Annotated in this window: 23 protein-coding genes and 1 pseudogene; 13 read left to right on the top strand and 11 right to left on the bottom strand. The window is 62.4% G+C overall.

Annotated features, from left to right (window positions below; genetic code table 11):
- Position 1: 1 nt before the first annotated feature.
- Genes urtD through urtA form a run of 4 tightly spaced genes read right to left on the bottom strand, consistent with a single transcriptional unit; the run spans position 2 to position 5,264 of the window.
- On the bottom strand, positions 2-742 hold the full coding sequence (gene urtD, locus MB818_RS13050; RefSeq protein WP_234137651.1) for an urea ABC transporter ATP-binding protein UrtD: 741 nt from the start codon (positions 740-742) through the stop codon (positions 2-4).
- Positions 739-1,968 (bottom strand): urea ABC transporter permease subunit UrtC, encoded by a 1,230-nt coding sequence (gene urtC, locus MB818_RS13045; RefSeq protein ID WP_234137652.1) that lies wholly within the window; start codon positions 1,966-1,968, stop codon positions 739-741. The genes urtD and urtC overlap by 4 nt, the downstream gene beginning before the upstream one ends.
- Before the next feature lie 3 nt (positions 1,969-1,971).
- Positions 1,972-3,924, bottom strand: a complete 1,953-nt coding sequence (gene urtB, locus MB818_RS13040; protein ID WP_234217035.1) for an urea ABC transporter permease subunit UrtB — start codon at positions 3,922-3,924, stop codon at positions 1,972-1,974.
- Positions 3,925-3,983: 59 nt separating this feature from the next.
- Positions 3,984-5,264 (bottom strand): urea ABC transporter substrate-binding protein, encoded by a 1,281-nt coding sequence (gene urtA, locus MB818_RS13035; RefSeq protein ID WP_234137654.1) that lies wholly within the window; start codon positions 5,262-5,264, stop codon positions 3,984-3,986.
- 379 nt (positions 5,265-5,643) lie between these two features.
- On the opposite strand from urtA, the gene MB818_RS13030 reads away from it, so the two are divergent.
- From MB818_RS13030 to ureG, 8 genes are read left to right on the top strand one after another with little or no spacing between them, the layout of a single operon-like run.
- On the top strand, positions 5,644-6,480 hold the full coding sequence (locus MB818_RS13030) for an urease accessory protein UreD (RefSeq protein WP_500808191.1): 837 nt from the start codon (positions 5,644-5,646) through the stop codon (positions 6,478-6,480).
- A 1-nt stretch (position 6,481) separates the two neighbouring features.
- Positions 6,482-6,784, top strand: coding sequence for an urease subunit gamma (locus MB818_RS13025; RefSeq protein ID WP_234137656.1), 303 nt, complete (start codon positions 6,482-6,484; stop codon positions 6,782-6,784).
- Positions 6,785-6,802: 18 nt separating this feature from the next.
- Positions 6,803-6,964, top strand: coding sequence for a hypothetical protein (locus MB818_RS13020; RefSeq protein WP_234217032.1), 162 nt, complete (start codon positions 6,803-6,805; stop codon positions 6,962-6,964).
- The gene (locus tag MB818_RS13015) at positions 6,961-7,266 is read left to right on the top strand and encodes an urease subunit beta (RefSeq protein WP_234137658.1); all 306 of its coding nucleotides are present in this window, start codon (positions 6,961-6,963) and stop codon (positions 7,264-7,266) included. The genes MB818_RS13020 and MB818_RS13015 overlap by 4 nt, the downstream gene beginning before the upstream one ends.
- Entirely contained in the window at positions 7,266-8,975 is a 1,710-nt protein-coding gene (gene ureC / locus MB818_RS13010; protein ID WP_238905353.1) for an urease subunit alpha, read from the top strand. Before MB818_RS13015 ends, ureC begins: the two co-directional genes overlap by 1 nt.
- 19 nt (positions 8,976-8,994) lie before the next feature.
- A complete protein-coding gene (ureE, locus tag MB818_RS13005; RefSeq protein ID WP_234143322.1) occupies positions 8,995-9,447 on the top strand; it encodes an urease accessory protein UreE in 453 nt (150 codons plus the stop codon).
- Positions 9,431-10,084 (top strand): urease accessory protein UreF, encoded by a 654-nt coding sequence (locus MB818_RS13000; protein WP_238905352.1) that lies wholly within the window; start codon positions 9,431-9,433, stop codon positions 10,082-10,084. Before ureE ends, MB818_RS13000 begins: the two co-directional genes overlap by 17 nt.
- A complete protein-coding gene (gene ureG / locus MB818_RS12995) occupies positions 10,081-10,719 on the top strand; it encodes an urease accessory protein UreG (protein ID WP_234137662.1) in 639 nt (212 codons plus the stop codon). Before MB818_RS13000 ends, ureG begins: the two co-directional genes overlap by 4 nt.
- 28 nt (positions 10,720-10,747) lie before the next feature.
- On the opposite strand, the pseudogene MB818_RS12990 reads toward ureG, so the two are convergent.
- From MB818_RS12990 to MB818_RS12965, 6 genes and pseudogenes are all read right to left on the bottom strand, one after another.
- Positions 10,748-11,667: pseudogene (locus MB818_RS12990) on the bottom strand (IS5 family transposase).
- 263 nt (positions 11,668-11,930) lie between these two features.
- On the bottom strand, positions 11,931-13,043 hold the full coding sequence (locus tag MB818_RS12985; RefSeq protein WP_238905351.1) for an aminomethyl transferase family protein: 1,113 nt from the start codon (positions 13,041-13,043) through the stop codon (positions 11,931-11,933).
- 14 nt (positions 13,044-13,057) lie between these two features.
- Positions 13,058-15,097, bottom strand: a complete 2,040-nt coding sequence (locus MB818_RS12980; protein WP_238905350.1) for an oxidoreductase — start codon at positions 15,095-15,097, stop codon at positions 13,058-13,060.
- 1 nt (position 15,098) lies between these two features.
- Positions 15,099-16,334, bottom strand: a complete 1,236-nt coding sequence (locus MB818_RS12975) for a Tm-1-like ATP-binding domain-containing protein (RefSeq protein ID WP_238905349.1) — start codon at positions 16,332-16,334, stop codon at positions 15,099-15,101.
- 25 nt (positions 16,335-16,359) lie between these two features.
- Positions 16,360-18,810: an FAD-dependent oxidoreductase gene (locus MB818_RS12970; RefSeq protein ID WP_238905348.1), complete on the bottom strand. Its 2,451-nt coding sequence runs from the start codon at positions 18,808-18,810 to the stop codon at positions 16,360-16,362.
- Complete coding sequence (locus MB818_RS12965) at positions 18,807-19,532, bottom strand: IclR family transcriptional regulator (RefSeq protein ID WP_238905347.1); 726 nt, start codon at positions 19,530-19,532, stop codon at positions 18,807-18,809. Before MB818_RS12965 ends, MB818_RS12970 begins: the two co-directional genes overlap by 4 nt.
- 149 nt (positions 19,533-19,681) lie before the next feature.
- Here MB818_RS12965 and MB818_RS12960 point away from each other — a divergent pair, with 149 nt between their 5' ends.
- The 5 genes from MB818_RS12960 to MB818_RS12940 all read left to right on the top strand — a co-directional run bounded on the left by MB818_RS12960 (position 19,682) and on the right by MB818_RS12940 (position 25,230).
- Positions 19,682-20,623: a tripartite tricarboxylate transporter substrate-binding protein gene (locus MB818_RS12960; RefSeq protein ID WP_439653288.1), complete on the top strand. Its 942-nt coding sequence runs from the start codon at positions 19,682-19,684 to the stop codon at positions 20,621-20,623.
- A gap of 67 nt (positions 20,624-20,690) precedes the next feature.
- Positions 20,691-21,227, top strand: coding sequence for a tripartite tricarboxylate transporter TctB family protein (locus tag MB818_RS12955; protein ID WP_238905346.1), 537 nt, complete (start codon positions 20,691-20,693; stop codon positions 21,225-21,227).
- An 8-nt stretch (positions 21,228-21,235) separates the two neighbouring features.
- Complete coding sequence (locus tag MB818_RS12950) at positions 21,236-22,759, top strand: tripartite tricarboxylate transporter permease (RefSeq protein WP_238905344.1); 1,524 nt, start codon at positions 21,236-21,238, stop codon at positions 22,757-22,759.
- 6 nt (positions 22,760-22,765) lie between these two features.
- Positions 22,766-24,250: an aldehyde dehydrogenase gene (locus MB818_RS12945; protein ID WP_238905415.1), complete on the top strand. Its 1,485-nt coding sequence runs from the start codon at positions 22,766-22,768 to the stop codon at positions 24,248-24,250.
- Positions 24,235-25,230, top strand: coding sequence for a GlxA family transcriptional regulator (locus tag MB818_RS12940; RefSeq protein ID WP_238905342.1), 996 nt, complete (start codon positions 24,235-24,237; stop codon positions 25,228-25,230). Before MB818_RS12945 ends, MB818_RS12940 begins: the two co-directional genes overlap by 16 nt.
- A 10-nt stretch (positions 25,231-25,240) precedes the next feature.
- Here the strand turns inward: MB818_RS12940 and MB818_RS12935 are convergent, their stop codons facing one another.
- Complete coding sequence (locus MB818_RS12935) at positions 25,241-25,984, bottom strand: IclR family transcriptional regulator (protein WP_234177888.1); 744 nt, start codon at positions 25,982-25,984, stop codon at positions 25,241-25,243.
- Positions 25,985-26,366: the final 382 nt, after the last annotated feature.

Here is a 26,366-nt window from a genome sequence, read left to right as displayed (position 1 = left end):
TCTAGCGTCCCAGGTAAACGTCGATGACGTCCTGATTGGAGGTCACGTGGTCAAGGCTGCCTTCGGCCAGAACCGACCCCTCGTGCAGCACGGTTACCTTGCAGTTCAGGCGCCGGACAAATTCCATGTCATGCTCGACAACCACAACGGCGCGGGTCCTGGCAGCCTGTACCAGCAGGTCGGTGGTGTGTTCGCGTTCTTGTGGGGACATCCCGGCGGCGGGTTCGTCCACCAGCAACAGGCGCGGTTCCTGCGCCAGCAGCATGCCGATTTCCAGCCATTGCTTCTGACCATGGCTCAATTCGCCGGACTTGCGCGTCAGCTCTTGCCACAGGCCGATTTCGGTCGCCAGATCATCGACCTTTTGCAGATCGGTTGCCGTCGGGCGATAGAAGAGCACGCCCAGCCAGCCGCGCGTGTTCTTCAGCGCCATCAACAGGTTCTCTTGCACGGTCTGGTCTTCGAACACGGTGGGTTTCTGGAACTTGCGCCCGATGCCCATCTGCGCGATCGCGGCCTCGCTCAGGCGCAGCAGCGACACGGATTTCTCGCCCCAGATCACGCGGCCCTCGTCGGGGCGCGTCTTGCCGGTGATGATATCCATGAATGTGGTCTTTCCCGCGCCGTTCGGCCCGATCACGGCGCGCAGTTCGGCGTTGCCGATGCGGAACGACAGGTTGTTGATCGCGCGAAATCCGTCGAACGAGACCGAGACGCCGCTCACTTCCAGCAGGGTGCTCATTGCGTTGCCTCCTTTTCGCGCAGGGAACCGGCGTCGGGGCCCAGATTGGCGCCATGGCGATCCGGGTGCCGCCGGTTCGACCAGAGGTCGAAAAGCCCTCCGATCCCCTGCGGCGCGAACAGGGTGACCAGCACAAAGGAACCGCCCAGCAGCACCTGCCACCAGTCGACCCATTTGATCGTGTAGAAACCCAGCGGGATATCCGGGGCCTGGCCGCCGGTGAACCAGGTGCTGAGCAGGCTGACAAAGGCCGCCCCGATCACCGCGCCATAAAGACGCCCGCGCCCGCCGATCGCCACCCAGACGGCCAGATAGATCGAGGCGATGGGCGCCATCTCCTCGGGGTTGATGATGCCCGCCTGCGGATAATAGAGCGCGCCCGCGATGGCCGCGAGACAGGCGGTCAGGGTGAACACCGCCAGCTTGTAGACCTCGACCGAGTAGCCCAGAAAGCGAACCCGTGCCTCGTTGTCGCGGATGCCGCGGATCACCGAGCCAAACTTGCCCGACACGATCCAGGCGGCCAGCAGGTATCCCAGACCCAGCGCCAGCGCCGAGGCCCAGAGGAACCAGATCGACACGATATCCTGCGCGGCGGTGACACCCGGCAGGTTTTGCAGGCCGGACAGGCCGTTATTGCCGCGCAGACCGCTGTCGTTCTGGAACAGGTAAAGCGCCAGTGCCAGCGTCATCGCCTGGGTCAGGATGGACAGGTACACGCCGGTCACGCGGCTGCGAAAGGCCAGCCAGCCAAAGACCAGCGCCAACAATCCGGGCACCAGCACCACCAGCACCAGTTGCAGCGCGAGACTGTCGGCAAAGGCCCAGACCAAGGGAAACTCGGATGATCCGACCACGCCAAAGATCTGGCTGCCGATTGCATCGACCACCTCGGATGGGGTGGGCGGGATCTCGGCCTGGGACATTGCGTCGACCACGATCAGGCGGGTGCGCTCGTACATCAGCCACATGCCGATCATGTAGCCGCCCAGCCCGAAAAAGGCGAAATGGCCCAGCGACAGGATGCCGGTAAAGCCCCAGACCAGATCCATCGCCACCGCGATCAGGCACAGGCACAGGGTCTTGCCCAGCGTCTTGACGAAACTGGTCGAGATCACGCCGATGCCGAAGCCCTCGGACAGGACGGTGACGACGAGGGTGAACAGCGACAGCAGGGCCAGAAAGACCAGCACCGACGGGTTTCTTGCAACAAAGCTGCGGTCCATGGCTCAATCCCCCGCGGCGCGGCCCTTGAGGGCGATGATGCCCCTTGGCCGGAACTGGATGAAAATGATGATGAAGACGATCATGTAGGTCTGGGCGGCGAGCGTGTTGGACGGGTTCATCCATTCGATCCCCTTTTGCAGGAAACCGATCATTCCGGCTCCGGCCAGAGCGCCCCAGATGTTGCCGACACCGCCGACAACCACGGTCATGAAGCTTTGCACGATATAGTCGCTGCCCAGATCCGAAGTGACCTTGGCAAAGAGACCGATGGCGACGCCGGCGATCCCGGCAATGCCCGAGCCCAGCCCAAAGGTCAGCATGTTCACCCGGCCGGGGTTGATGCCCATTGATCCTGCCATGCGCGGGTTCTGCGTCACCGCCCGCATTTCAAGGCCGAGCCGGGTGCGTTTCGCGATGTAGAGAAACAGCGCCAGAAAGATCAGCGCCAGCGCGAAGATGGCGATGCGGATATAGCTGATCGACACCACGTCGTTGAGCACCCATGCTCCATCCAGCCAGCCGGGTGCCGTCAGCGGGCGGGCCTGGGTGCCAAAGATGTTCTTGGCCAGCTGTTGCAGCGCGATCGAGATGCCAAAGGTGGCAAGCAGGGTCTCGAGCGGGCGGGCATAGAGCCAGCGGATCACCAGCCGCTCCATCGCGACGCCGGCGGCAAAGGTGACGGCAAAGGCCATCGGGATCGCGACGATGATCGAGAGCGTGTGATCCGGGATGACCTGTTGCACCACATAGCCGGTATAGGCGCCCATCATGATGAACTCGCCATGGGCCATGTTGATCACTCCCATCACGCCAAAGGTGATGGCCAGTCCGATGGCCGCAAGGAAGTAGATCGACGCCAGCGAGACCGCATCCAGCGCCAGGTCGAGCGTCTGGTTCATGCCGACCTTCAGGTCGATCCTGTCCAATGCCTGTTGGGCCGCCTCGGTGACAGCCCTTGACGGTTCGACATAGGCATCGAAGAACACATGCCCGGCCACTGCGGCAGCCATATCGGCCTGGGTGACCAGCGCGGGCACCGCGCCGGCACGGGCCAGTGCGGCATAGGCCTGCGCGCGCGCGGCGTCGGTATCGAGTTGCGCGACCGGCACGTCGCCGACGCGCCCGCCAACGATATGTGCCGCCAGGGCATTTCGAATGTCATCCCGCGAAACGCGTGGCGGGGCGAGATCCCTTGCGACGAGCAGGTCATAGGCGTCGACAACGGACAGACCCTCTCGTCCCGGTTCGAGAACGGCGGCGATATTGGCCTCATCCGGCAGCGCGGGCGCCACATGGCGGGACGTGACAAGCAAAGGGTTCAGGGCGGCGCGCAGGTCGAGGCCAAGCCCGGCGGACATGTCGTCGATGGCCTGAACACGGGCGCGGGGGTCGGTGTCGTAGCCGATGGTCAGCAACCGCTCCAGCCGCTGCTTGCGCATCTTGATCTCGGCGTCGGGTTCAGCTTCGATCGACGCACGCAAGGGGGGCAAAAGGGCGGCTTCGGGCGCGCGCTGGATCGAATCGAGCGCAGACAGCCGCTTGCCCCGGTCGGGGTCGGACAGCTGGAACCGCACCAGCGCGGTACCGATCATCGCCCGTATGCCGCTATTGGGTTTCAGCTGTGCCAGTTCGGACGAGGCAAAGCTGCCGACGGTCGCGCCGGTATCGAAATCGGTCAGGACATAAGTGCGCCCCTCACCCTTTCTGCCGGCAAAGAAGAGACCGTCGGATTTGCGCATCCACATGTCCTTGGCGGCCCATGTCTCGAGCATCCGTTGGGCCTGCGGCAAGCCGCTGGCGGCAATCGCGTCAATCGCCGGTCCGATCGTCTTGCGCGAGCTTTCGGCAATCGTCGCCCGATGTTCTTGCAGGATTGTCTGCAATGCGGCCTCTTGCGCCGAGGCCGTCAGGCAGGTGCCCACGAGTGCGAGGCTCGCGAGGAGAAGTCTAAACATGTGGTGAAACCCGGATGTCCTGAGGCAAGGCGGGCAGGGCGCCCGCCTTGCAATTGGGATCAGTAGTTCGACAGGGTCTGAACGCAGGTCTGGGTCTGGGTGTTGTACATGCCGCAGCCCAGATCCTTCCAATCCGATTTCAGGACGGCGGATTCCGGCAGATAGTCGGTCCAGGCGTCGCCCGGCACCACGTCGGTCTCGCTGATGATGTCGAACTGACCGTCGGCCTGGATTTCGCCGATCAGGACCGGCTTGGCCAGATGGTGGTTCGGCAGCATGACCGCGGTGCCGCCGGTCAGGTTCGGGAATTCCTGCCCGTACATGGCGGCCCGCACCGCGTCGACCTCGGTCGAGCCCGCTTGTGTCGCGGCGTTCACCCACATGTTGAAACCGATGTAATGCGCCTCCATCGGGTCGTTGGTGACCCGATCCTCGCCCATCGTGGCCTTCCAGGTTTCGACGAACTCGGCATTGGCCTCGGTATCGGCCGACTGGAAATAGTTCCAGGCCGCAAGGTGGCCGACAAGGTTGGTCGTATCCAGACCCGAGAGTTCTTCCTCGCCCACCGAGAAGGCCACGACGGGGATGTCATCCGCCGAAACACCGGCCGCCGCCAGCTCCTTGTAGAACCCGATATTGGCATCCCCGTTGATGGTCGAGATGACGCCCACCTTCTTGCCATCCGCGCCCAGGGCGACCACATCGGCCACGATCTTGGACCAGTCGGAATGGCCGAAAGGCGTGTAATTGACAAAGATATCCTCGTCGGCGATGCCCTTCTGCTTCAGATAGCTTTCGAGGATGTTGTTGGTGGTACGCGGATAGACATAGTCGGTGCCCAGCAGCGCGAATTTCTCGACTCCCAGTTCATCCAGGAAATAATCGGTGGCCGGGATCGCCTGCTGGTTCGGGGCGGCGCCGGTGTAGAACACGTTTTTCGACGATTCCTCGCCCTCGTACTGCACCGGGTAGAACAGCAGCCCGTTCAGCTCTTCGATCACCGGCAGAACCGATTTGCGGCTGACCGAGGTCCAGTTGCCAAAGATCACGTCGACCTCGTGCACGGTCAGCAATTCGCGCGCCTTTTCGGCGAACAGCGGCCAGTCCGAGGCCGGGTCGACCACGACCGCCTCAAGCTGCTTGCCCAGCAGCCCGCCCTTGGCGTTCTGTTGGTCGATCAGCATCAGCATCGTGTCCTTCAGCGTGGTCTCCGAAATCGCCATGGTGCCCGACAGCGAATGCAGCACGCCCACCTTGATCGTGTCTTCGGCCGCAAGCGTGGCGGTGGCCATGGCGGCAAATACGACCGAACCGGCAAGTGTGGATTTGAAAGATGTCATATGATCCTCCTGGCGGGGCCGGGAGAGAGGGCTTGCGTCACGGCGTGCTCTTCTACTACCTGATCCCCGCAACTGTTGTTGCGTTCCGTGTGGCGGTTGTGTCCGAGGTCCAATTCGCGCAGCCGTCACACACCCTTCGGAATGTCTCTCCGCTGTGGGCATTCATACGATTTCTGCATTGCAGCAATTTGCGCAACCGGCCTGTTCAGCATTTCCACATTTCGGCTGTATCTGCCTGTTTTTTGATCTGTGGGCCGGACTGCTGCCTAAAAGATGACCAGGGGCGAGGGAATCGGGCCGGCTGGCCGCATGGTGGAATAGTGCTCTGACGCTGCAGCGGCGAAACAGGTGGTGCGAAACAGCCCGTTGAAGGTGCCCCATTACCCACCTTGCTCCCATATCGCCCGACAAGGCACAGGCGGCCCCGCGCGCCAAGGGTGCGATTCGGCTGCGCACCAAGCCTTTGGGCGACAGGTCTGTTCTGGACCACCTGCATCAGGCGGGGTCGTTCAAATGCCTGTTTCCCCGCCCGGCGGGCCGGGGATTGGACGCGGTCCTGCTGAACACCGCGGGTGGCATTACCGGGGGGGACAGGTTCCGGTTCACCGGCGCGGCCGCCTCGGGTACGACGCTGACCCTGACCTCGCAGGCATGCGAACGCATCTACAAGGCGCAACCCGATAGCTGGGGGCAGGTCTCTACAAGCCTGACGATCGAACCCGGCGCAAGACTGAACTGGCTGCCGCAAGAGACCATCCTGTTCAACCGCAGCGCGCTTGATCGCCGTTTGCGCATCGACATGGCGCCGGATGCAACCCTGCTGATGGTCGAGCCGCTGGTCTTTGGCCGTGCCGCGATGGGAGAGACCCTGACCGATATCCGCCTGCGCGACCGGGTCGAGATCCGGCGCGGCGCGGCGCCGGTCTTTCTGGATGCGATGCGGTTCTCTGGCGATCTGCACGCCCATCTCGCCAGGCCGCATATCGCCAATGGCGCCGGGGCAATGGCGCTGGTCGTTCTTGCCGCGCCAACCGCCGAGGCGCGGTTGACCCCGGTCCGCGCGCTGCTGCCCGACACAGCCGGTGCCAGTTTGATCAAACCGGACCTGCTGGTGATCCGGATGCTCGCTGAAAACAGCTTTACCCTCAGGCGCGATCTGCTGCCGGTTCTGCGCCTGCTCAATGACGACACCTTACCCCGATGCTGGATGCTCTGACATGAACCTGACACCGCGTGAGAAAGACAAGCTGTTGGTCGCCATGGCCGCCGAGGTTGCCCGCAGGCGGCTGGCGCGCGGCGTCAAGCTGAACCACCCCGAGGCGATTGCCCTGATCACCGAGGCGGTTGTCGAGGGCGCCCGCGACGGCCGTTCGGTCGCCGAGATGATGCAGGCCGGGGCCGAGGTCGTCACCCGCGATCAATGCATGCAAGGCGTGCCCGAGATGATCCACGACGTTCAGGTCGAGGCCACCTTTCCGGATGGAACCAAGCTGGTCACCGTCCACAACCCCATCCGCTGATCTGACAAGGAGTTTCCAATGACCCGCATGCTGTTTGCCGCGCTCGTGTTCGCAAGCCCCGCCATGGCCCATACCGATACCCATATACACGCTCATGGAACCGATCATGCGAGCCTGGGCGTGGGGCTGGCGTTGATCGCCCTTATCGTCATTGCCCTGTTGTCGCGGTTGCCCAGATGATCCCGGGAGAGCTGTTCCCGGCAGAGGGGCTGATCCTTTTGAACGCGGATGCCATGGCGACCACACTGATGGTGTCGAACACCGGCGATCGCCCGGTTCAGGTCGGGTCACACTATCATTTCGCCGAGGCCAATCCCGCCTTGCAGTTCGACCGCGCAGCCGCGCGCGGGATGCGGCTGGACATCGCACCGGGCACCGCCGTGCGATTTGAGCCGGGGCAGAGCCGTGAGGTCTCGCTGATCCCGATCGGCGGGGCACGCAAGATCTACGGGTTCAACCAACAGGTCATGGGGCCTCTCTGATGCCGGCACAGATAAAACGCAGCGACTATGCCGCAATGTTCGGCCCCACCACCGGCGACAAGCTTCGGTTGGCCGATACCGATCTGATCATCGAGGTAGAGCGGGACCTGACTGTTCACGGAGAAGAGGTCAAGTTCGGCGGTGGCAAGGTCATCCGCGACGGCATGGGGCAGTCGCAGGCCACCCGTGCGGCGGGGGCGGTGGACACGGTGATCACCAACGCGCTGATCGTCGATTACGCGGGCATCACCAAGGCCGATATCGGCCTCAAAGACGGGCGCATTCACAAGATCGGCAAGGCCGGGAACCCGGATACCCAGCCCGGCGTCGACATCATCATCGGACCGGGCACCGAGATCATCGCCGGCGAAGGGCGGATCCTGACCGCTGGCGGATTCGACAGTCATATCCACTTCATCTGCCCGCAACAGATCGAGGATGCGCTGCATTCGGGCCTGACCACCATGCTGGGCGGCGGCACCGGACCGGCCCATGGCACGCTGGCCACCACCTGCACGCCCGGCCCCTGGCATATCGGGCGGATGTTGCAGGCCGCCGATGCCTTTCCGATGAACCTTGCCTTTGCGGGCAAGGGCAATGCCGCGCTGCCCGCCGCGCTGGAGGAACAGGTGCTGGCCGGGGCCTGCGCCCTGAAACTGCACGAAGACTGGGGTACGACACCCGCGGCCATCGACTGTTGCCTGTCGGTGGCGGATGCGATGGACGTGCAGGTGATGATCCACACCGATACGCTCAACGAGAGCGGTTTCGTGGAACATACGGTCAAGGCCATGAAGGGCCGGACGATCCATGCCTTTCACACCGAGGGTGCAGGCGGCGGCCATGCCCCCGACATCATTCGGATTTGCGGCGAGGACCATGTTCTGCCCTCCTCGACCAATCCGACGCGCCCCTTTACCGTGAACACGGTCGAGGAGCATCTCGACATGCTGATGGTCTGTCACCACCTGGACAAGTCGATCCCCGAGGACGTGGCCTTCGCCGAAAGCCGCATCCGGCGCGAGACCATCGCGGCCGAGGACATTCTGCACGACATGGGCGCGTTTTCCATCATCGCCAGCGACAGTCAGGCGATGGGCCGGGTGGGTGAGGTGCTGATCCGCACCTGGCAGACCGCCGACAAGATGAAGAAACAGCGCGGCAGGCTGGCAGAGGAAAGCGGCGACAACGACAATTTCCGGGTTCGCCGTTACATCGCGAAATACACGATCAACCCGGCTATCGCCCACGGCATCGCGCATGAGATCGGCAGTATCGAGGAAGGCAAACGCGCCGATCTCGTCCTGTGGGATCCGGTTTTCTTCGGGGTGAAACCGGAAATGGTGCTGCTGGGCGGCACCATCGTCTGCGCCCAGATGGGCGACCCCAACGCCTCGATCCCGACGCCGCAGCCGGTCTATTCCCGGCCGATGTGGGGCGCCTATGGCCGCTCGGTCGAGCACTCGGCCGTGATCTTCGTCTCCGAGGCGGCGCAGGCCGATGGCGTGCGCGCAAGGCTGGGGCTGGCGAAACAGACGGTTGCCGTGCGCAACACCCGCGCGATCGGCAAGCGCGACCTGCTGCTGAACAACGCGACCCCCCGGATTGAGGTCGATCCTGAAACCTATGAGGTTCGCGCCGATGGCGTGTTGCTGACCTGCCAACCTGCCGACGTGCTGCCAATGGCGCAGCGCTATTTCCTGTTCTGAGCCCGCAAGGAGACCCCCGATGAGCACCGCGATAAAGACCGCCCGCATCTACCGCGATCACCCTCATGCGCCGGCTTGCGCCCAGGTTTCGCTGGACTATGACGGCCGCTTTCTGCGCCGCAAGATGCTGGCCACGGATGCGGGAGAGACCTTTCTGGTCGATCTGGCGCAGACCCGCTCGCTCGACCATGGTGGCGTGCTGGTGCTGGAGGACGGGCGCGAGGTCGAGATCGTCGCGGCCCCCGAAGAACTGCTCGAGGTTGGCGGCGACAACCTGTTGCAACTGGCCTGGCATATCGGGAACCGGCACACGCCCTGCCAGATCGAGCCGACCCGCCTGCTGATCCAGCGCGATCATGTCCTGCGCGACATGTTGTTGAAACTGGGGGCCGAGCTGCGCGAGGTTGTCGAACCCTTCACTCCCGAAGGCGGGGCCTATGGCCACGGCAGGACCCATGGTCACGCCCACTGACACCGCTATCCTGACGCTGACCCAATGGTTGTCCCCGGCCTACCCGGTGGGGGGGTTCGCCTATTCCCACGGGCTGGAGGCAGCGATCGACGCGGGTGCGGTCACAACCGTGCAAGACACCGGCGCCTGGATCGCGGATGTGCTGGAACACGGGGCGGGCTGGAACGATGCGCTGTTTCTTGTCGCGGCCCATCGGGCGGGGGATGCAGGCGCACTGGCGGGTATCGACGCCACCGCGCGGGCCTTTTGCGCCTCGTCCGAACGGGTAATGGAAACCTACCTTCTGGGGCAGGCCTTTGGGTCCGTGACCGGCGATGTCTGGGGCTTCGAGTTGGGCGGACTTGCTTATCCGGTCGCAGTGGGACATGCGGCGCGCTTGCAGAACCTGCCGCTCTTGCTGACGACGCAGATTTTCCTTCAGGCTTTCATGAGCAATCTGGTCGCCTGCGCCACCCGCCTTGTGCCCCTGGGCCAGACAGAGGCGCAGCGGTTGATCCGTGAGCTGACACCACTCTGCGCGCAGCTTGCGGAACAGGCGCTTGCGGCTGGGCTGGACGATCTGAGTTCGACCGCGTTCCTGGCCGATATCGCGTCGATGAAACACGAAACCCAGTATTCAAGGATTTTTCGAACATGAGCAGCATGAACGGCCCCCTGCGCGTGGGCATCGGCGGACCTGTCGGTGCCGGAAAGACCACCCTGACCGCCGCCCTGGCCGAGGCCCTGCGCGATGTCTGTTCCGTCGGTGTCATCACCAATGACATCTATACGCAAGAGGATGCCGAGGCCCTGATGCGGATGCAGATCCTGCCACAGGACAGGATCATCGGGGTTGAGACCGGCGGCTGCCCGCATACCGCGATCCGCGAGGATGCCTCGATCAACCTGGCCGCCGTGGCCGAGCTTTGCGCACGCCATCCCGACCTGGATATCGTCCTTATCGAAAGCGGCGGCGACAATCTGTCGGCCACTTTCAGCCCGGAACTGGCGGATGTGACGCTCTACGTGATCGACGTCGCGGCTGGCGAGGAGATCCCCCGCAAGGGCGGGCCGGCGATCACGAAATCCGATATCCTGATCATTAACAAGACCGATCTGGCCCCGCATGTGGGCGCGTCGCTGGAGGTGATGGAGCGGGATGCGCGCAGGATGCGAAAGGAGCGTCCATTCGTATTCACCGCGCTGCGTCATCGGACCGGGATCGATCAGGTTGTCGAACTGCTGGCGCGTATCGGGGGGCTGAACGGGCATTGTTGCAGAACTCCGGCTTGAGGCGTGATTTCCCCTTACCCCACTGAGGTCATTCCATGCGGACGATTTCGGCGGTGCCGAGGGCGTTGAAGCGGTTCATGAGAGCAATGCGGATGTGGATTTCGGCGGTCTGGCGGTCGGGGTCTCTCGCCATGATGCGCTCACCGAAGGCTTTCAGGCAGCGCATCTTCGCCTCGATCCGGCTGCGGGCGTGGTATCCAGTCCAGCGCTTCCAGAACTCCCGGCCGTAGTAGCGGGTCGCGCGCAAGGTCTCATTGCGGACCTTGGCGACCGGGCAGTCTTCTTTCCAAGGCCGCCCATTCTTGCGTATCGGGATGATCGGCACAGCATCACGCGCGATTATGGCGGTGTGGCAGCGGCGCGTGTCATAGGCACCGTCAGCGGTGACCGTGCCAATTTGCTCCTCTGCCGGGATTTGGGCAGCACGGGGCTGTCGCCATCCCGGTTGGGGGTAAATTCGACGGCACGGATGTCGGACGTGGTCGGGTCCATGGCCAGATGTACCTTGCGCCATTGGCGCCGCACCTGCACCCCGTGCGTGCGCGCCTGCCATTCGCCATCGCCGAGGAACTTGATGCCCGTGCTGTCCACGAGCAGGTTGAACGGTCCGTCGCCACGGCGATACGGGACCTGAACGGCAAGGGTCTTCTGCCTGCGGCAGAGGGTGGAAAAGTCGGGCACCGGCCAATCCAGTCCCGCCAGCTTCAACAGGCTCGCGACCATCCCCTCGGCCTGTCTGAGAGGCAATTTGAACAGCACCTTGATCGACAGACAGAATTGGATCGCTGCATCAGAGAACACCGGCGGGCGCCCAGGGCAGCCTTCATGCGACGCGAACCACGCCATCTCCTTGTCCAGCCAGATGAGCAACGACCCACGTTTGCAGAGCGCAGCATTGTAGGTGGACCAGTTTGTCGTGCGGTAACGGGCGGGCTTGGGCTTGCTCATATCATCCGTCTAACCGCATGGATTCGTGATGTGAATCCTTCATGGTCAGAGTTCTTCAACAACGCCGTATGATGGGCAGAAATTGGTCGTTTGCTGCACCAATCGTCTACGCCCGATCTGAAAAATCTTCTGCGGACTGGAGTTTGCCATGACCTGTTTCCGGCCCCAGTGCCGAGTATTGGCAGGTCATGGCGTTGACGACAATGAACCATCAGTCGACAGCCCAGCCGCAAACGGGCCGGGCCTTGGGGCTTGGATCGGCTTCAAAGTCGCGACCGGCCGTTCTGTGGGTCGTAGATGGCGCCGGTTCGGATTGTCGCGACCACATTGCCTGCCAGGTCAACCATTTCTCCATCACGCGCCAGTTCGGAAGAGACATAACCCATCGCCAAAGCGCGACCGACAGAATGGCCCATGGCAGATGATGTGACATGGCCAATGGTTGCGCCGTCGACGTGAAGCTCTGCGCCGCCTTCCGGCGGGCTGGCACCTTCGGGCAGTTCAAGCAGAACAAGACTGCGTGTAGTGCCGCCAGATTTCAACTCTTCGACAATGGCTTTGCCAGGATAATCGACATCCTTCGTGCGCACGGTCCAGCCCAAGCCAGCCTCGACCGGGTTGTGTTCTTCGGTGATGTCACGCCCAAAGATCGGGTATTTCTTTTCGATCCGCAGGCTGACCATCGCGGCCACCCCACAAGGCACCAGGCCCTTGTCGGCACCCGCCTCAAGAATTGCCTCATAGAGGTCTTCGGCGTTTTGGGTGGGGATGAACAGCTCATAGCCCAGCTCGCCCGTGAACCCGGTGCGCGAGATGATCACATCCTCGACCCCAGCCAGGGTGGTCTGCACGATTTCGAAGGGTTTCAGCGCCTCATTGGACAGATCCGCAGGCGTCATCGGCTGCAAGCAGTCGCGCGCGGCGGGGCCTTGCAGCGACAGGGACGTATAGCGATAGCCAAGCGAGACAACGGTGACGTCCATGCCCGCGCCCTTGTCGTTCAAGTGCGCCTCGATCACGCCAACACGATGCGGAGCGGGGCAGACCCAGAATTTGTCCTCGGACACGCGCCAGGTGATCACATCATCCAGAAAACAGCCATCTTCCTTCAGGATGCCGCAATAGGTGCCCTTGTTGTCGGGCAGCTTGGCCATGTCGGCCACGTGGGTTTCATTCACCAGCCGCAGCGCGTCGCGGCCCGAGACCTGTAACAGGAACTGGCCAAAGATCTCGAACAGCCCGGCCTTTTCACGGGTGGTCAGGTGTTCCGTTTTCGGGTCGGAGAACGCAATAGGCGCGTAGTATCCGGCAGCCGCGCGCACGTCGGCATTACGCGCCATGAAGGCGTGATACAGCGGGGTTTTCTTGGTGGTCATGACGGGTCCTTGGGTCAAAGAAAGAGCATCGGGCGCTCGCGTTTGAAGATGCGATCAGCGGGTTCGGAACCCAGGATCTCGCGGGCATGGCGGTGGCCGGAGTAGATCGCGGTCTGGATCGTGCCGGGCACTTCGGCGTCACCGATCACCCGATGGGCCGTTCCCCGGGCGGTCAGGGTATCCGACAGTGCCGTATCAGGCATACGTCGGGTGACGGCGATCAGAGTAGCGCCCGGGATGGCCTTTTGCGGTTCGCGCGTATCCGAGCGCACCACCTGCAACGCGCCCTCCTGCCAGCCGGTCGCGGTTGTGTTGGGCGACATGCGCACACCAACGGTCAGAAGTTCGGCCACCATGCGGGGTTGTTCCAGCGTGTTGCCCATCCACCCGGCCAGCGTGGGCATAGGCGTGACGATATGAACCTCGTGCCCCTTGGCCGCCAAATTTGCGGCCAGCGCATTGGCCATGTAATAATGGTCGTCATCGTAGATCACGACCGGACCCGTGATCTCGGCCCCGTCCAACACATCGTCGGGGGTCAGGGCAGCATTCTGGAAACCGGGGATCGGGGCCAGGTTCGACCGCCCCTGCCCATCGCGCAGCCAGTGCGAGCCAGTGGCGAGGATGATCTGATCCGCCTCAAAATCGGCTATACCGTCGGCGTCCAGATCACTTCCCGGGAACAGATACACATTGCCCATCTGTTGCAGCTGATACAGGCGATAATCGACCACACGGCCCCATGTGGCGAGGTTCTTGATTGTCGCCTCGCGGCGCACGCGTCCGCCCAACTCGTCCGCCTTGTCGGCCACGGTCACCTGATGCCCGGCACGCGCCAGGGTCAGGGCTGCTTCCAGCCCCGAAGGCCCGCCGCCGACGATCAGCACGTTTTGCGCAGCCGTGGTTGCAGGCACCTTTTCAGGGTGCCAGCCGCGCCGCCATTCCTCGGACATGGTGGGGTTCTGGGTACAGCGCACCGGCACCCCGGCCAGTTCGGTAGAGACACAGATATTACAGGCTATGCATTCACGAATATCTTCGATCCGGCCTTCGCGGATCTTGGTGGGCAGGAACGGATCGGCAATCGAGGCGCGGGCCGAACCGATCATGTCCAGCACCCCGCGCTTGATCTGGCTGACCATCGTGTCGGGCGAGGTGAAGCGGCCCACACCCAGTACGGGTTTGTTGGTGACCTGTTTGACAAAGGATGTGAATTCTTCCTGATACCCCTGCCTTGCGTAGCGCGAGGTGGTGCTGTCGACGCTCCAGCCAGATACGTTCACGTCCCAAAGGTCGGGCAGATCGGCCAGGGCCTCGACCACGTCACGTCCTTCACCGTTACAGGTGATGCGTTTGGGGCCCGAGGCCTCGTGCACCGCAAAGCGCAAGGCAATGGCCATGTCGCCTGCGGCCTCGTCCCGGGCCTCTTCCAGCACTTCGCGCAGCAGGCGTAGGCGGTTTACGAACGACCCACCGTATTCATCCGTCCGCTGATTGTAATGGGGCGACAGGAAATGCCACAGGATCGAGGCGTCATGGCTGGCATAGACATAGGCCATGTCATAACCCGCCCGTTTCGCCCGCCCGATGGCAGCCCGGAATGAGGCGCGCAGGCGTTTGATGTCCGCCTTGTCCATCGCCTTGGCTGAATAGGGCATTTCCGGCTTCAGGGTCGGCAGTGACGATGGACCCATCGCCGGGTATCCGTTTTCCGCCCCGCGCGATCGAAGCCCGGTATGGGCCAGCTCGATCGAGGCCAGCGCGCCATGGGCATGGATGCGTTCAACCGATTTGGCGTGAACCGCCACATCCCCCTCATCCCACAATCGTTCATAGGGAAGGCCGGACAAGTCCGAGGTCGGGTCGATCTCGCTCAGCTGCATGCCGATGATGCCCCAGCCCCCTTCGGCGCGCATCTCGCGAATGCCGATGGCACCATTGGGCATCAGATAGCTGTGGCCATTGGCATAAGGCATCATCACGAACCGGTTGGGGGCGGTGACGGGGCCGATTTTCAGCGGCTCGAACAGGATGTCATATTGGCCGTTCAGCATATCAACCCACCTTGATCGTGCCGTCTGCCACCCAGGCGTCGAAGATCGCGAGCACCTTGGTGACAAAGGCCTCGTCGTTGATGTGGCAGTCCAACTCGCTGAAAATGATCGGGTCGGTCATGACCTTGCGCATTTCGTCGCAGAACTCGGCGAAGGCATCCGGGTCGTGGGCTTCCTGGCCGGGGCGATCCCACTCCTCGATCCCCTGGTTTGTCAGGATCACATGGGCCGGTGTATCGCTGGATTTGATCCGCTTGGCCATCTCCCGCGCGGTTTCGCGCCGTTCCTCGGCGTTCAGGCCGGAAGATTTGATCAGACGGTTATGCGCATGGAAAGGCCGGTCCTGATAGCGTTCGGGGATTTCCTGCCAGCCGGCGAAATCAATCAGGTCGATGCAGCCCGGCGCGATGATCTGCGGAATGCCTGCACGCCCGGCACTGAGCATCCGGTCACGCCCGCCATTGATGACCGAACCCACCATCAGGTTGCCCAGTTCGGGCAGGGCGAAATCCATGACGCAGGCAAAGCCACCCTCGGCGGCGATGCTTTCGAAGGCGGCGCCGCCCATGCCGGTGGCGTGGAAAATGGCGACTTCAAAGCCGCGCTCCTCCAGCGCCGGTTTCAGCGCTTTCATGTATTTCAGGCAGGACGACCCAAGCGAGGTCATCCCCACAACCGGCTTGTCCCGGACCGGTGGCTCGACCAGACGCGCCGCGCCCAGCACCGCGCCCGCCGCTTGGGATAGCGAGGATTTGCAGACCGAGTTCAGCCCGTAAAGCCCGCCCGCCCACAAGATCATCTGAATATCTGCCGACAGGCGTTCGGCGGGGATCAGCGGGCTGAAAGAGACAGTGGACACCACGTATTTCGGCACCCCAAGCGGCAGCGCCTGACAGACGTCCAGCGCCAGGTCGGTGCCCATCGTGCCACCCAGGATCACAACGCCGTCGAACTTGCGTTCGTCATAAAGCCGCGTAGCCAGTACGCAGGCCCCGGTCGCCATGATCTGCATGGCCGAGTTTTCATCACCGCTGTCGATCGCCGCCTGAATTGACGAACCCCCCGCCTCGGCCACGTCGTGTTTGGAATGGTCCGTCGGGTTGGCCGGGTCACCCAACACGCTGACATCCATGGTCAACACACCGCCCCCGCCTGCGCGGATGCGGCTGGCCATATAGTCGAGCTCGTCATTCTTGGTGTCATAGGTGCCGATGACCAGAATTGTCTTGTCAGCCATTTTCTTTCTCCTCCCTGATTGCGCCTTAGCTGCGCATGATGTCTCCCTTGGGGTCATAGAACGGGGCCAGTTGCGCCGTGATCGGATACATCTGCCCCGCGATCTGAACTTCGAAACCGCCTTCGTCGATCCAGGCTTTGGACACGCCTTCGGGGTTTTCCAGCGATGCCAGACCGACCATTTGTTCGATCCGCACGCCCCAATCGCCCGAGGTCACGTGGCCGACGATGGCCCCGCCTTTCCAGATCGGTTCGTTGTGGATCAGATAGGGGCCGTCCTGTGCCGTCAGACCCGGCACAATGATCGAAACCGTGCGGTGTTTGGTGGCGGGGCCTTTGGCCTTTTGCGCCGCCAGAACCTCGCGGCCCAGAAATTCGCCCTTGTCCAGCTTCACGGCAAAGCCCAGCCCGGTTTCATAGGGCGTATCATCTTCGCCAATGTCATGGCCAAAGTGGCGGAAGCCCTTTTCCAGCCGGCAGGCATTCATTGCGAACATGCCCATATGGCGCAGCCCATGGGAGGTCCCGGCCTCGAGCAGGGCGTCATAGACCCCGGCCATGAACTCGGTCGAAACCATCAGCTCAAACCCCAGTTCTCCCAGAAACGAGCGGCGAATGGCCCAGCCCCGCGCATAAGCGATGTCGATCTCGCGCGCTGCGCCAAAGGGGAAGGCATCGTTGCCGAGGTCGTCGCCGCTGATCGCTTGCAGGATATCGCGCGATTTCGGGCCATGGATGGACAGCAGGCCATAGGCGGCCGTCGCATCGAAAATCTGGAACTGCCAGTCGTCCTCGGCATGGGATTTGACCCAATGTTGGTCGCGCATCTGGCTGGGGTGGCCGGTGACCACCATGAAGGCCTGATCATCGGTGCGGGTCACGGTCACATCCGCCTCGATCCCGCCACGGGTGTTCAGAAACTGGGTATAGACCGAGGTACCGACCGCCACGTCCATCTCGGCGCCGCAGACCCGGTTCAGCGCCTTCACCGCATCTGGTCCCTGGATCAGGATCTTGCCATACATGGATTGATCCAGCACCACCGCGGCATCCCGCGCGGCCTCGCATTCTTCGCGCACATGGTCGGACCAGGGTTTCCAGCGGATCGAGGGGGTATCGCGCCAGTCGTCCCCGTAATACATCGGCACTTCCCAGCCGATCCGCTCGGCAAATTGCGCGCCTGCGGCCTTCAACCGGTCATGCAAGGGCACCTGCCGCACGCCGCGCGCACTGGTAACCTGCCGCCCGGCCCAATGGATGCCATAGTGGAACCCCACCGCCTCGGCGGCACGCTCGGCATTATAGGCGGTATTTTTCTGGAACGGATGCGCGCGCACGGCCAAAAGCGGCAGCATCGAGCGCGATGGCATCCCGTCGATCATCCATTCTGCCATGGTCAGCCCAACACCGCCCGAGTTCAGAATGCCGTTCGAGTTCATTCCCGTGGCCAGGAACACCCCATCGACTTCTGAGGACGGCCCCAGATAGGGACGCCCATCGGGGGTGAAGCTTTCCGGCCCGTTGAAGAAGGTCTGAATCCCCATCTCGGCCAATGCGGGCATCCGGGCGAACATGCGTTCCAGCTCGGGCTCGACATGTTCCATATCAAAAGGCAGCTCATCAAACTCGAATTCCGCAGGTATGCCATCACGCCCATAGGGCTTGCCCATCGCCTCGAACCCGCCAATCAACAGCTTGCCGGCGTCTTCTTTCCAATAGGTGCGCTCTTCGGAAATGTTCAGAATAGTCTGATTGCGGGGCAGGTCGGCCACGGGTTCGGTGACGATATAGAAATGCTCGGCCGCGTGCAGGGGCACGGTGACGCCATGCGCCTTGGCGAACAGGTGGCTCCACATGCCGCCCGCGATCAGCACTTTGTCAGTGGCGATGGTGCCGCGATCGGTTTCAACGCCTGTGACCTTGCCCCCTTGCAGAACCAGGCGCGTGACGGTGGTGTTTTCGAACACCTGCGCGCCTTGTGCCCGCGCGCCCTTGGAGAGGGCCACGGTCACATCCAACGGGTTCACCTGCCCGTTCGAGGGCACGAAGAATGCTGATTTCACATCATCGACTTCAATCTGAGGCCAATGTTCCAACAATTCCTCGCGCGACAGCATCCTTGTGTCGATCCCCATGCGGGCGGCGTGGTCATGGCTGCGCAGCAGCTGTTCGTGACGTACATCGCCCAAGGCAATGTTGATCGTGCCGTTCTGCTTGTATCCAGTGCCTTGGCCGGTCTCGACCTCCAGCGTCTGGAACAGCTTGGCGGTGTATTTACCCAGCTCGGTCTGCGAAGTGCTGTCGCGCAGCTGGCCGACAATGCCGGCCGCGTGCCACGTGGTTCCAGAGGCCAGTTTCTTACGTTCGATCAGAACCGCGGGCACACCCCGGTGGGCAAGGTGATAGAGGGTCGAAACCCCGATGATCCCCCCTCCGAGGATGACAACAGGAGCACGATTGGGAAGCGGGCGGGTCATTGGAGTCTCCTGTTGGGGTGAAACGGTATGGGCTGGCCGCCGATGGCGACAGTTGCGGCTGTTGCCGTCAGGCAGAGGGCCGTTTCATGCGTGTCGATAGAGTGGCCCTGCGCGCCGGGCGGTGGCAGGACAAGAGTGGCGACAAAGGCCAGACTGCCGCTGCAGCCAAACACAGGTGCTGAAAGAGATTGCAACGCCCCGGCCTGCGCACCGGGCGTGCGGGCCATTCCCGCATGGCGGCAGTCCAACACCGCAGTCTTCAGAGCCTCGGGTGTATCAAGACCATTTCCAAAGGCATGACAGACGATTCCCGTGCTGCTGCCTTTCAGGCTCAGGCCGGAGCCGATTGGCACCCGGCCCGCATCCTCGGCGACGCCGTCGTGATAGAGTGCGACCGGGGTTGCAGACCCTTCCGCAGCATCAAAGAGGATGGCCCAGCTGTTCAACCGCGCCGACAAGGCGGCGACGATTGGCGCGATGACCTCACGTGCGCCCCCCCGCCGCTTGCGCCCTTGTGCAAGCCGCGTCAGGGCAGGTCCGACCCGGTATTTCCGTGTTTCATGATCCTGTTCAACAAAGGCGTTTGATTCGAGTTCGCAGAGGTAACGATAGACCGTCGCCTTGTTCTTGCAGCTGGCGCGGGCCTGGTCGCTCAACCCGATTCCTGCGGAATCCAGGGGGAAATGGTCCAGCATTTTCAGCGCGTTGGATACCGTTCCCATGTCCTTCCTTCCCTGTAAACCTGGCCTGTTGCCGTCTTGGTGCGCCTTGAGTGTTGACAGAAACCGTTCACGCGCTCAATATTTATTTGCACCACTGGTGACAATAATGAACCATAAAGACGCGCAAAGACAGACAGGGAGAACTGAAAGTGCTGAAGAAGACACTTGCCGCAAGCTTGCTTGCCATAACCGCCATCGCGCCCGGCGCGGCGCAGGCGGAATACCCCGAAAAACCCGTTGAATTTGTCGTGCCCTGGCCTCCGGGCGATCTGGAAGACGTGCTGACGCGCATGATCGCCGAGGATTTCCAGGCCGAATATGGCGTGCCGGCTGCCGTGGTGAACAAACCCGGCGGCGGCGGTGGGCCGTTCCCCGGCGCCGTGGCAGTCGCGGGGGCCGCACCCGATGGCTATACGGTGGGATCGTTCATCCTGGCCGTGCCGGTCGTCGGCCCGCAACTGGGCATTCCCGAACTGAACCCCAACCCGTTTGAGCCGCTTGGCGCCTTCCTGACCTATCCCTTCGTCATCGTCGCAGGCAAGGATGCGCCCTATGACGACATCGACGGGTTGGCGGCTCATGCAAAGGAAAATGACGTGGCGCTTGGCCATTTCGGTGCGCCTCTGGTGCCGACCCAGGTCACCATGGCCCTGGCCAAGTCCAAGGGGTTCAGCTGGGGTTCGGACGCGGCCTTTGACATGCTCGACTGCAACTCGCTGGCGTCAGGCGACGTGGACGTGATGAACACCACGCTGCAACTGGTGTTGCCGTGCAAGGACGACATCAAGGTGCTGGCATCTATCGGCGGCGAACGCATCAGCCTGACCCCCGACACCCCCACCGTGTCCGAGATCGATCCGGCGCTGGATATTGCCCTGTGGAACGGGCTGTTCGTTCACAAGGACACGCCGCAGGACGTGCGCGACAAGATCATCGCCGTGGCGCAAAAAACCATGGCCTCGGAGCGTGCGATCGAACTTGGGGCCCAAACCGGTGCGCTGGTCTATTGGCAGAGCGCCGACGACGCCACGGCCCAGGTCGAGAAAGATATCGCCACGCTCGACGCTATCGGAAAGATGCTGGCCGAGTGATGAGCGATCTCCCAGGAGCGGTCGGGGCCCTGTGCCCCGGCCGCTTTTGCAAGGATTGGAGGCTTCGATGATCCGCGCGAAGACATTGCAAGACCTGTTCAAACGCTATCGGCGCCCCGGCGATCTGGTCTTTGCCGTCGCCTTCCTGGGGTTCAGCCTGTTTCTTGCGCTGAACCTGGGCGGCCAGGCGAAATGGGGCAACGGCAAACTGTTTGCCCAGCCCGCGTTCTGGCCACATCTGGCTGTGTGGATGATGGTCGGCTTCGGCGGCCTGCATTTGATCGGCTCACTGGTCTCGCCCAAGCTTGATGGCCGTTGGACCGAGGTTGCCTTCTGGGTCCGCTCGCTTGAATTTGCCGGGTGGTTTTTGGCCTATGTTCTGTTGGTGCCACGTTTGGGCTATCTGCCTTCGACACTGCTGTTCATGACAATGCTGACCTTCCGGCTGGGCTATCGCCGCCCGGTCATGCTGGTTGGGGCTGCGGGTGTCGGGCTGAGTATCGTACTGGTCTTCAAGACCTTCCTGCAAGTCAAGGTGCCTGGCGGACAGATCTATGAGCTGCTGCCTGATGTGCTGCGCAGCTTCATGCTGACAAATTTCTGAGGATCGATATGGAAGATTTCACCTCTGGCCTGGCCTTGCTGGCCAGTTGGGACGTGCTGGCCGCCCTGTTGATCGGATCAATCGGCGGTGTCGTCATCGGTGCGATCCCGGGGGTTGGCGCGGCAGTGGCGATTGCCATCCTTCTGCCCGCCACCTTCTCGCTTGACCCGTTGGTCGGGCTGACGATCCTGCTCGGGATCTATGGCAGTTCGATGTATGGCGGCGCGCTGCCCGCCATTCTGATCAACACACCGGGTACCGCGGTCAATGCGCTGACCACTTATGATGGCTATCCGATGACCAAACGGGGCGAGGCGCGCAGGGCCTTGTCGCTGGCCTATTCGGCGTCGTTCTTCGGCGGGGTTTTTGCCATTCTCTGCCTGATCCTGCTGTCGCCGCTTTTGGCCATGATCGCCCCCCATTTCGGATCGCGTGAGATCTTTCTGGCGGCCCTTCTTGGTATCATCCTGGTGGTGCTTGCCCACCGCGGGCAGGTGTTGGCCGCAGGGATGTTGGCGGGGTTCGGCATCCTCTTGCACACCATCGGGTTGGAGCCGGTCACCTATACCCGTCGCTTCACTTTCGACCAGACCTGGCTCGCGGGCGGTGTTGACCTGATTGTCGTTGTGCTGGGCCTGTTTGCCCTGTCCCAGGCGTTCCTGCTGCTGGCTGACAAGGATACAACCCCACATCCGCAACCGGTCAAGGGATCGATGTTTGGCGGCATGAAAGAGCTTTGGCTCTATCGCCGGGTCGCATCGGCCGCTTCAGGCTTTGGCGTGTTGATGGGCATGATCCCGGGCGTGGGGGAGTTCACCGCACAGTTCCTGTCCTATACCTATGCGCAAAAAACCTCCGACACGCCCGAGGCGTTCGGCGAAGGATCCCCCGAAGGGCTGATTGCATCCGAGGCCGCCAACAACGCCGTGCCGGGAGCGGCGATGATCCCGCTTTTGGCTCTGGGCATTCCGGGCGAGGCACTGACCGCGATGATGCTGTCGGTCTTCTATGTGCACAACGTCATCCCCGGCCCGCAGCTCTTTCAGAACCAGATGGATTTCGTCTATGCGCTCTATGCGGCGATGCTGATCCTGAACGTGCTTGTCATCGTGTTCCTGCTATTTTCAACCAACATCCTGACCAGGGTGATCCAGATCCCGACCCGGTTTTTGGGCCTGATCATCCTGACGCTCAGCTTTGTCGGGGTCTATTCGCTGCGCAATTCGGTTGTGGACTGCGCGATTGCCAGCGCCTTTGGCATCCTCGGGCTGGTCTTGAAACGGCTGAACCTGCCGCTGGTGCCGATCATCCTCGGCATGGTCCTGGGCGGCATCATGGAGGCCAAGCTGCGCACCTCGATGATGCGGGTGAAAACGCCCTGGGACTTCGTTGACCGTCCGATAGCGGCGATCCTGGCATTGATGATCCTCGTGGTGATCGGGCTGCACATCCGCACGCTGGTCAAGGAACACCGGGATCGGATCGCCGAGATGGACCACGACCACGATATCCACACGTCACAACAGGGGTAGGCCATGCTGGACCAAGGCGAAATCAATGCGCTGCGCGCTCAACCCGTGGCCCCGCGCGGCCATTTGATCAACGGTGAAATCTGTCCGTCACAGACCGGCGAGGTTGCCGAGGTTCTGTCACCGATCGACGGTCGGGTGCTGACCACCACGGCGGCGGGCACGGCCGAGGACGCCGCCCGCGCCATCGCCGCCGCCCGCGCGGCATTCGAGGGCGGTCGCTGGTCGCGCATGCCCCCCGCTGGCCGCAAGAAGGTCATGCTCCGCTGGGCCGATCTGATCGAGGCGCAGGCGCTTGAACTGGCCGTGCTGGGCGTGCGTGACAACGGCACCGAGATCGCGATGGCCATCAAGGCCGATGTCGGATCCGCCGTGAACACGATCCGTTACTATGCCGAAGCGATCGACAAGGTCTATGGTCAGGTTGCACCGACCGCTTCCGATATTTTGGGCTTGGTGCATCACGAGCCGGTCGGCGTGGTCGCCGCCATCGTGCCCTGGAACTTTCCGCTGATGATTGGCACCTGGAAACTGGGCCCGGCCCTTGCGGCGGGCAATTCGGTGGTTCTGAAGCCGGCGGAAACAGCCTCTCTGTCGCTCTTGCGTATAGCAGAATTGGCGCTTGAGGCCGGGCTTCCCCCCGGAGTTCTGAACGTCGTGACCGGCGCGGGCCGCGTAGTGGGCGAGGCCTTGTCGATGTCGATGGACGTTGACGTGATGGTGTTCACCGGGTCGGGCGGGGTCGGACGGCGGCTGTTAGAAAACGCGTCGCGGTCGAACATGAAACGCTGTTACCTGGAACTGGGTGGTAAATCGCCCAACATCGTTTTCGCCGATGCGCCTGACCTATCCAAGGCGGCCAAGGTCAGCGCCGCCGGGATCTTCCGCAATTCGGGACAAGTCTGCGTGGCGGGGTCACGCCTGCTGGTGCAGCGTTCGATCCACGATGAGTTTGTAGCCGAACTGGCCAAACACGCAGGCGCGATGAAGGTTGGCGATCCACTTGACGTTGCCACTGACGCAGGCGCTATAAACAATCTCACCCAGTTGGAGCAGAACCTGCGCTTTGTCGAACTTGCCCGGTCCGAGGGCGCGCAACTGTTCCAGGGTGGGCAACGCATCCTGGAGGACACGGGCGGATATTACATGGAGCCCACTGTTCTGACCGGCGTCAAACCCGGCGACAGCGTGGCCCAGCAAGAGGTGTTCGGCCCGGTTCTGGCCGTCACTCCGTTCGAGGATGAGACCGACGCGATCGCCATCGCCAACAGCACTGACTATGGCCTGGCCGCCGGAGTTTGGACCGCGGACCTGTCGCGCGCGCATCGCATGGTGCGGGCGGTGCGGGCCGGAGTTGTCCATGTGAATACCTATGGCGGCCCGGACATCACCGTACCGCTGGGTGGCGTCAAGCAATCGGGCAACGGGCATGACAAGTCCCTGCACGCGCTTGAGAAATTCCATGACCTCAAGACCGCGTGGATTCAGTTGTGAGGCATGATCGGCATATCGAGTGCCAAACGAAGGCGGCGCAGGATCAGACAATCCGCTTTGCCTTTGTCCTGTTTGACGGGTTCTGCCTGATCGACCTGGCCACCGCGATCAGCGCGCTGGGCGCGGCAAACCGCGTGGCAGGACGGGAACTGTATTCCTGGACCATCGCGTCGCCCGATGGCCAGCCGGTCAACTGCTCTAATGGCGTGGCCTATCCGGTCGACATGGCCCTGGCCGATGTGCCGCCCCGGGTCCGTGCCGTTCTGTTCGCCTTTGATGCGCCCCTGCGCCATGACGCGCCGGCCACTTTGGCCTGGCTGCGCAAGGCCGCGCGGGGTGGCGCGATGATAGGGGCGTTCGGCACCGCCGCCGTGATCCTGGCGCGGGCCGGCATTTTGTCGGGGCGTGAGTTTACCCTGCACTGGACGGCCCAGCCCCTGTTTGCCGAGCTGTTCCCCGATTTGCGCCCGCAAAACACGTTGTTCACCATCGACGAGCGCATCTTCAGTTGTGCGGGGGGGCAGGCGACCGGGGATATGATGATTGCGATCCTGTCGCAGGATGTGGACCACGCCTTTGGCGTGCGGGTTGCAGACTACCTGCTTGGCCCCGCGCCGCGTCCTGCCGATACACCGCAACGGCAGGCAACGGCCAACCGATATGGCACACGCAATCCGCATTTCCTGGCCATCATGGATGCCATCCACGCCGATGAAATGTGCGAGCTGACGATCAATGACCTTTTGGAAACACAGCGGGTTTCACGACGCCAGTTGGAACGCCTCTTCCGGCAATACTGTAACTCGACCCCGGCACGGTATCTGAAAGACCTGCGCCTGGATCGGGGGCGTGATCTGCTGGACCAGACCAGCATGAGCGTGCTGGACGTGTCGGTGGCCGTAGGCTTTTCGTCGGTGTCGAATTTTTCGAACTCCTTCGCGAAGAAATTCGGCTGTACGCCGACGCGCTACAGGCTCTGAACAGGCGGAATCAACCGCCGGTCAGCGCCAATTCGATGCGCGCAATCGCTTCGCGCAAGGGTGGCAGCAGCTCCGCCAGGCGGGCATCATCCATGTTGGCGTCCGGAACCGCGATGGCCACCGTGCCCGCCGGGTCCGCACCGCCGGTAAAAAATGCCATCCCGACCGAGGCCACGCCGACTTCCAGCGCGTTACGGCTTTGTGAATACCCGTCGGCGCGGGTCTGTTCCAGCTTGGCCATCAACTCGGGTTTCGAGGTTAGCGTGAAGTCGCTTTCCTTCTTGCGCTTCAACCCTAGAACGCGCTTTCGCGTCGCTTCGCTGGCAAAGGCCAGAAACGCAATGCCCGAGGCGGTCGCGTGATAGAGCAACACCTGCGAGCGGATGATGTTGATGCAATTGCCCTTGTTGGGCAGGCGATATCCAACTGTGGTCATCCCCGTTGCGCCCGGTATGGCAACGTGGGCGGTGTCATTCACTTCCAACGCCAGCCAATCCGCGACTTCCTGCGCGGCGCGCTCCATCGGCACAGTGTCCTCGCGCAGCCGAGCGAGGCGCAGAAAACCGTGCCCCAGGCGATATTTGCGTGTCTCGGCCACTTGTTCAATAAACCCGTGCTTGGCCAGGGCCAACAGCAGCCGCCGGGTCGCGGCCTTGTCCAACCCGGCCATCTGCGAAAGCTCGGTCAAACCGATCTCCAGATGCTCGGCCGAGAACTGGTCCAGCAGGCTCATGGCTTTGTCTACTGTCTTCACGTGCTCACCTATTGCAACGAAGTCATTTGATATCTGTGTCGCACTTAGAGTGGGTGGTGACAATAGTGAACCGATCATTGCTTGGGGTTGCGAGAAATCAGTGCCTTTCCGCTTCTTAATAAAATTGGGCGCATTTGAGGAACGGTACCACTGGTTCCAGAAGGTTTAATGCAGTTGCTCGCTTAACATTGGACAAAGGTCAGCTCGGGACTGGAAAGCACCAGTTGAGATTTACCCCTCCGAGGTCAGTTGAGTCCCGCATTGCCGACACCGAATGAGCCGCAATCCGAGGTCTGCTATGCGGAGATGCTGTTGAAAAAGTCGATGTGTAAGCGCGGCGAAAATAGCGGCTGAAGTCTTCCTGCTCGGCTCTTCACGCCGA

The sequence above is a fragment of the Ruegeria alba genome (assembly GCF_022321465.1).
GTDB classification, from domain to species: domain Bacteria; phylum Pseudomonadota; class Alphaproteobacteria; order Rhodobacterales; family Rhodobacteraceae; genus Ruegeria_B; species Ruegeria_B alba.
This window is presented reverse-complemented; position numbering and strand designations above follow the sequence as displayed.

Excerpts from the sequence above, each read along its gene's own strand:
- ureC (WP_238905353.1), top strand. The coding sequence starts at position 7,266 with ATGCCGGCACAGATAAAACGCAGCGACTATGCCGCAATGTTCGGCCCC.
- MB818_RS12955 (WP_238905346.1), top strand. The coding sequence starts at position 20,691 with ATGATCCGCGCGAAGACATTGCAAGACCTGTTCAAACGCTATCGGCGC.
- urtD (WP_234137651.1), bottom strand. The coding sequence starts at position 742 with ATGAGCACCCTGCTGGAAGTGAGCGGCGTCTCGGTCTCGTTCGACGGA.
- MB818_RS13020 (WP_234217032.1), top strand. The coding sequence starts at position 6,803 with ATGACCCGCATGCTGTTTGCCGCGCTCGTGTTCGCAAGCCCCGCCATG.
- MB818_RS13000 (WP_238905352.1), top strand. The coding sequence starts at position 9,431 with ATGGTCACGCCCACTGACACCGCTATCCTGACGCTGACCCAATGGTTG.
- ureG (WP_234137662.1), top strand. The coding sequence starts at position 10,081 with ATGAGCAGCATGAACGGCCCCCTGCGCGTGGGCATCGGCGGACCTGTC.
- MB818_RS12985 (WP_238905351.1), bottom strand. The coding sequence starts at position 13,043 with ATGACCACCAAGAAAACCCCGCTGTATCACGCCTTCATGGCGCGTAAT.
- urtA (WP_234137654.1), bottom strand. The coding sequence starts at position 5,264 with ATGACATCTTTCAAATCCACACTTGCCGGTTCGGTCGTATTTGCCGCC.
- urtC (WP_234137652.1), bottom strand. The coding sequence starts at position 1,968 with ATGGACCGCAGCTTTGTTGCAAGAAACCCGTCGGTGCTGGTCTTTCTG.
- MB818_RS12970 (WP_238905348.1), bottom strand. The coding sequence starts at position 18,810 with ATGACCCGCCCGCTTCCCAATCGTGCTCCTGTTGTCATCCTCGGAGGG.
- MB818_RS12980 (WP_238905350.1), bottom strand. The coding sequence starts at position 15,097 with ATGCTGAACGGCCAATATGACATCCTGTTCGAGCCGCTGAAAATCGGC.
- MB818_RS12965 (WP_238905347.1), bottom strand. The coding sequence starts at position 19,532 with ATGGGAACGGTATCCAACGCGCTGAAAATGCTGGACCATTTCCCCCTG.
- ureE (WP_234143322.1), top strand. The coding sequence starts at position 8,995 with ATGAGCACCGCGATAAAGACCGCCCGCATCTACCGCGATCACCCTCAT.
- MB818_RS13025 (WP_234137656.1), top strand. The coding sequence starts at position 6,482 with ATGAACCTGACACCGCGTGAGAAAGACAAGCTGTTGGTCGCCATGGCC.
- MB818_RS13015 (WP_234137658.1), top strand. The coding sequence starts at position 6,961 with ATGATCCCGGGAGAGCTGTTCCCGGCAGAGGGGCTGATCCTTTTGAAC.
- MB818_RS12950 (WP_238905344.1), top strand. The coding sequence starts at position 21,236 with ATGGAAGATTTCACCTCTGGCCTGGCCTTGCTGGCCAGTTGGGACGTG.
- MB818_RS12975 (WP_238905349.1), bottom strand. The coding sequence starts at position 16,334 with ATGGCTGACAAGACAATTCTGGTCATCGGCACCTATGACACCAAGAAT.
- urtB (WP_234217035.1), bottom strand. The coding sequence starts at position 3,924 with ATGTTTAGACTTCTCCTCGCGAGCCTCGCACTCGTGGGCACCTGCCTG.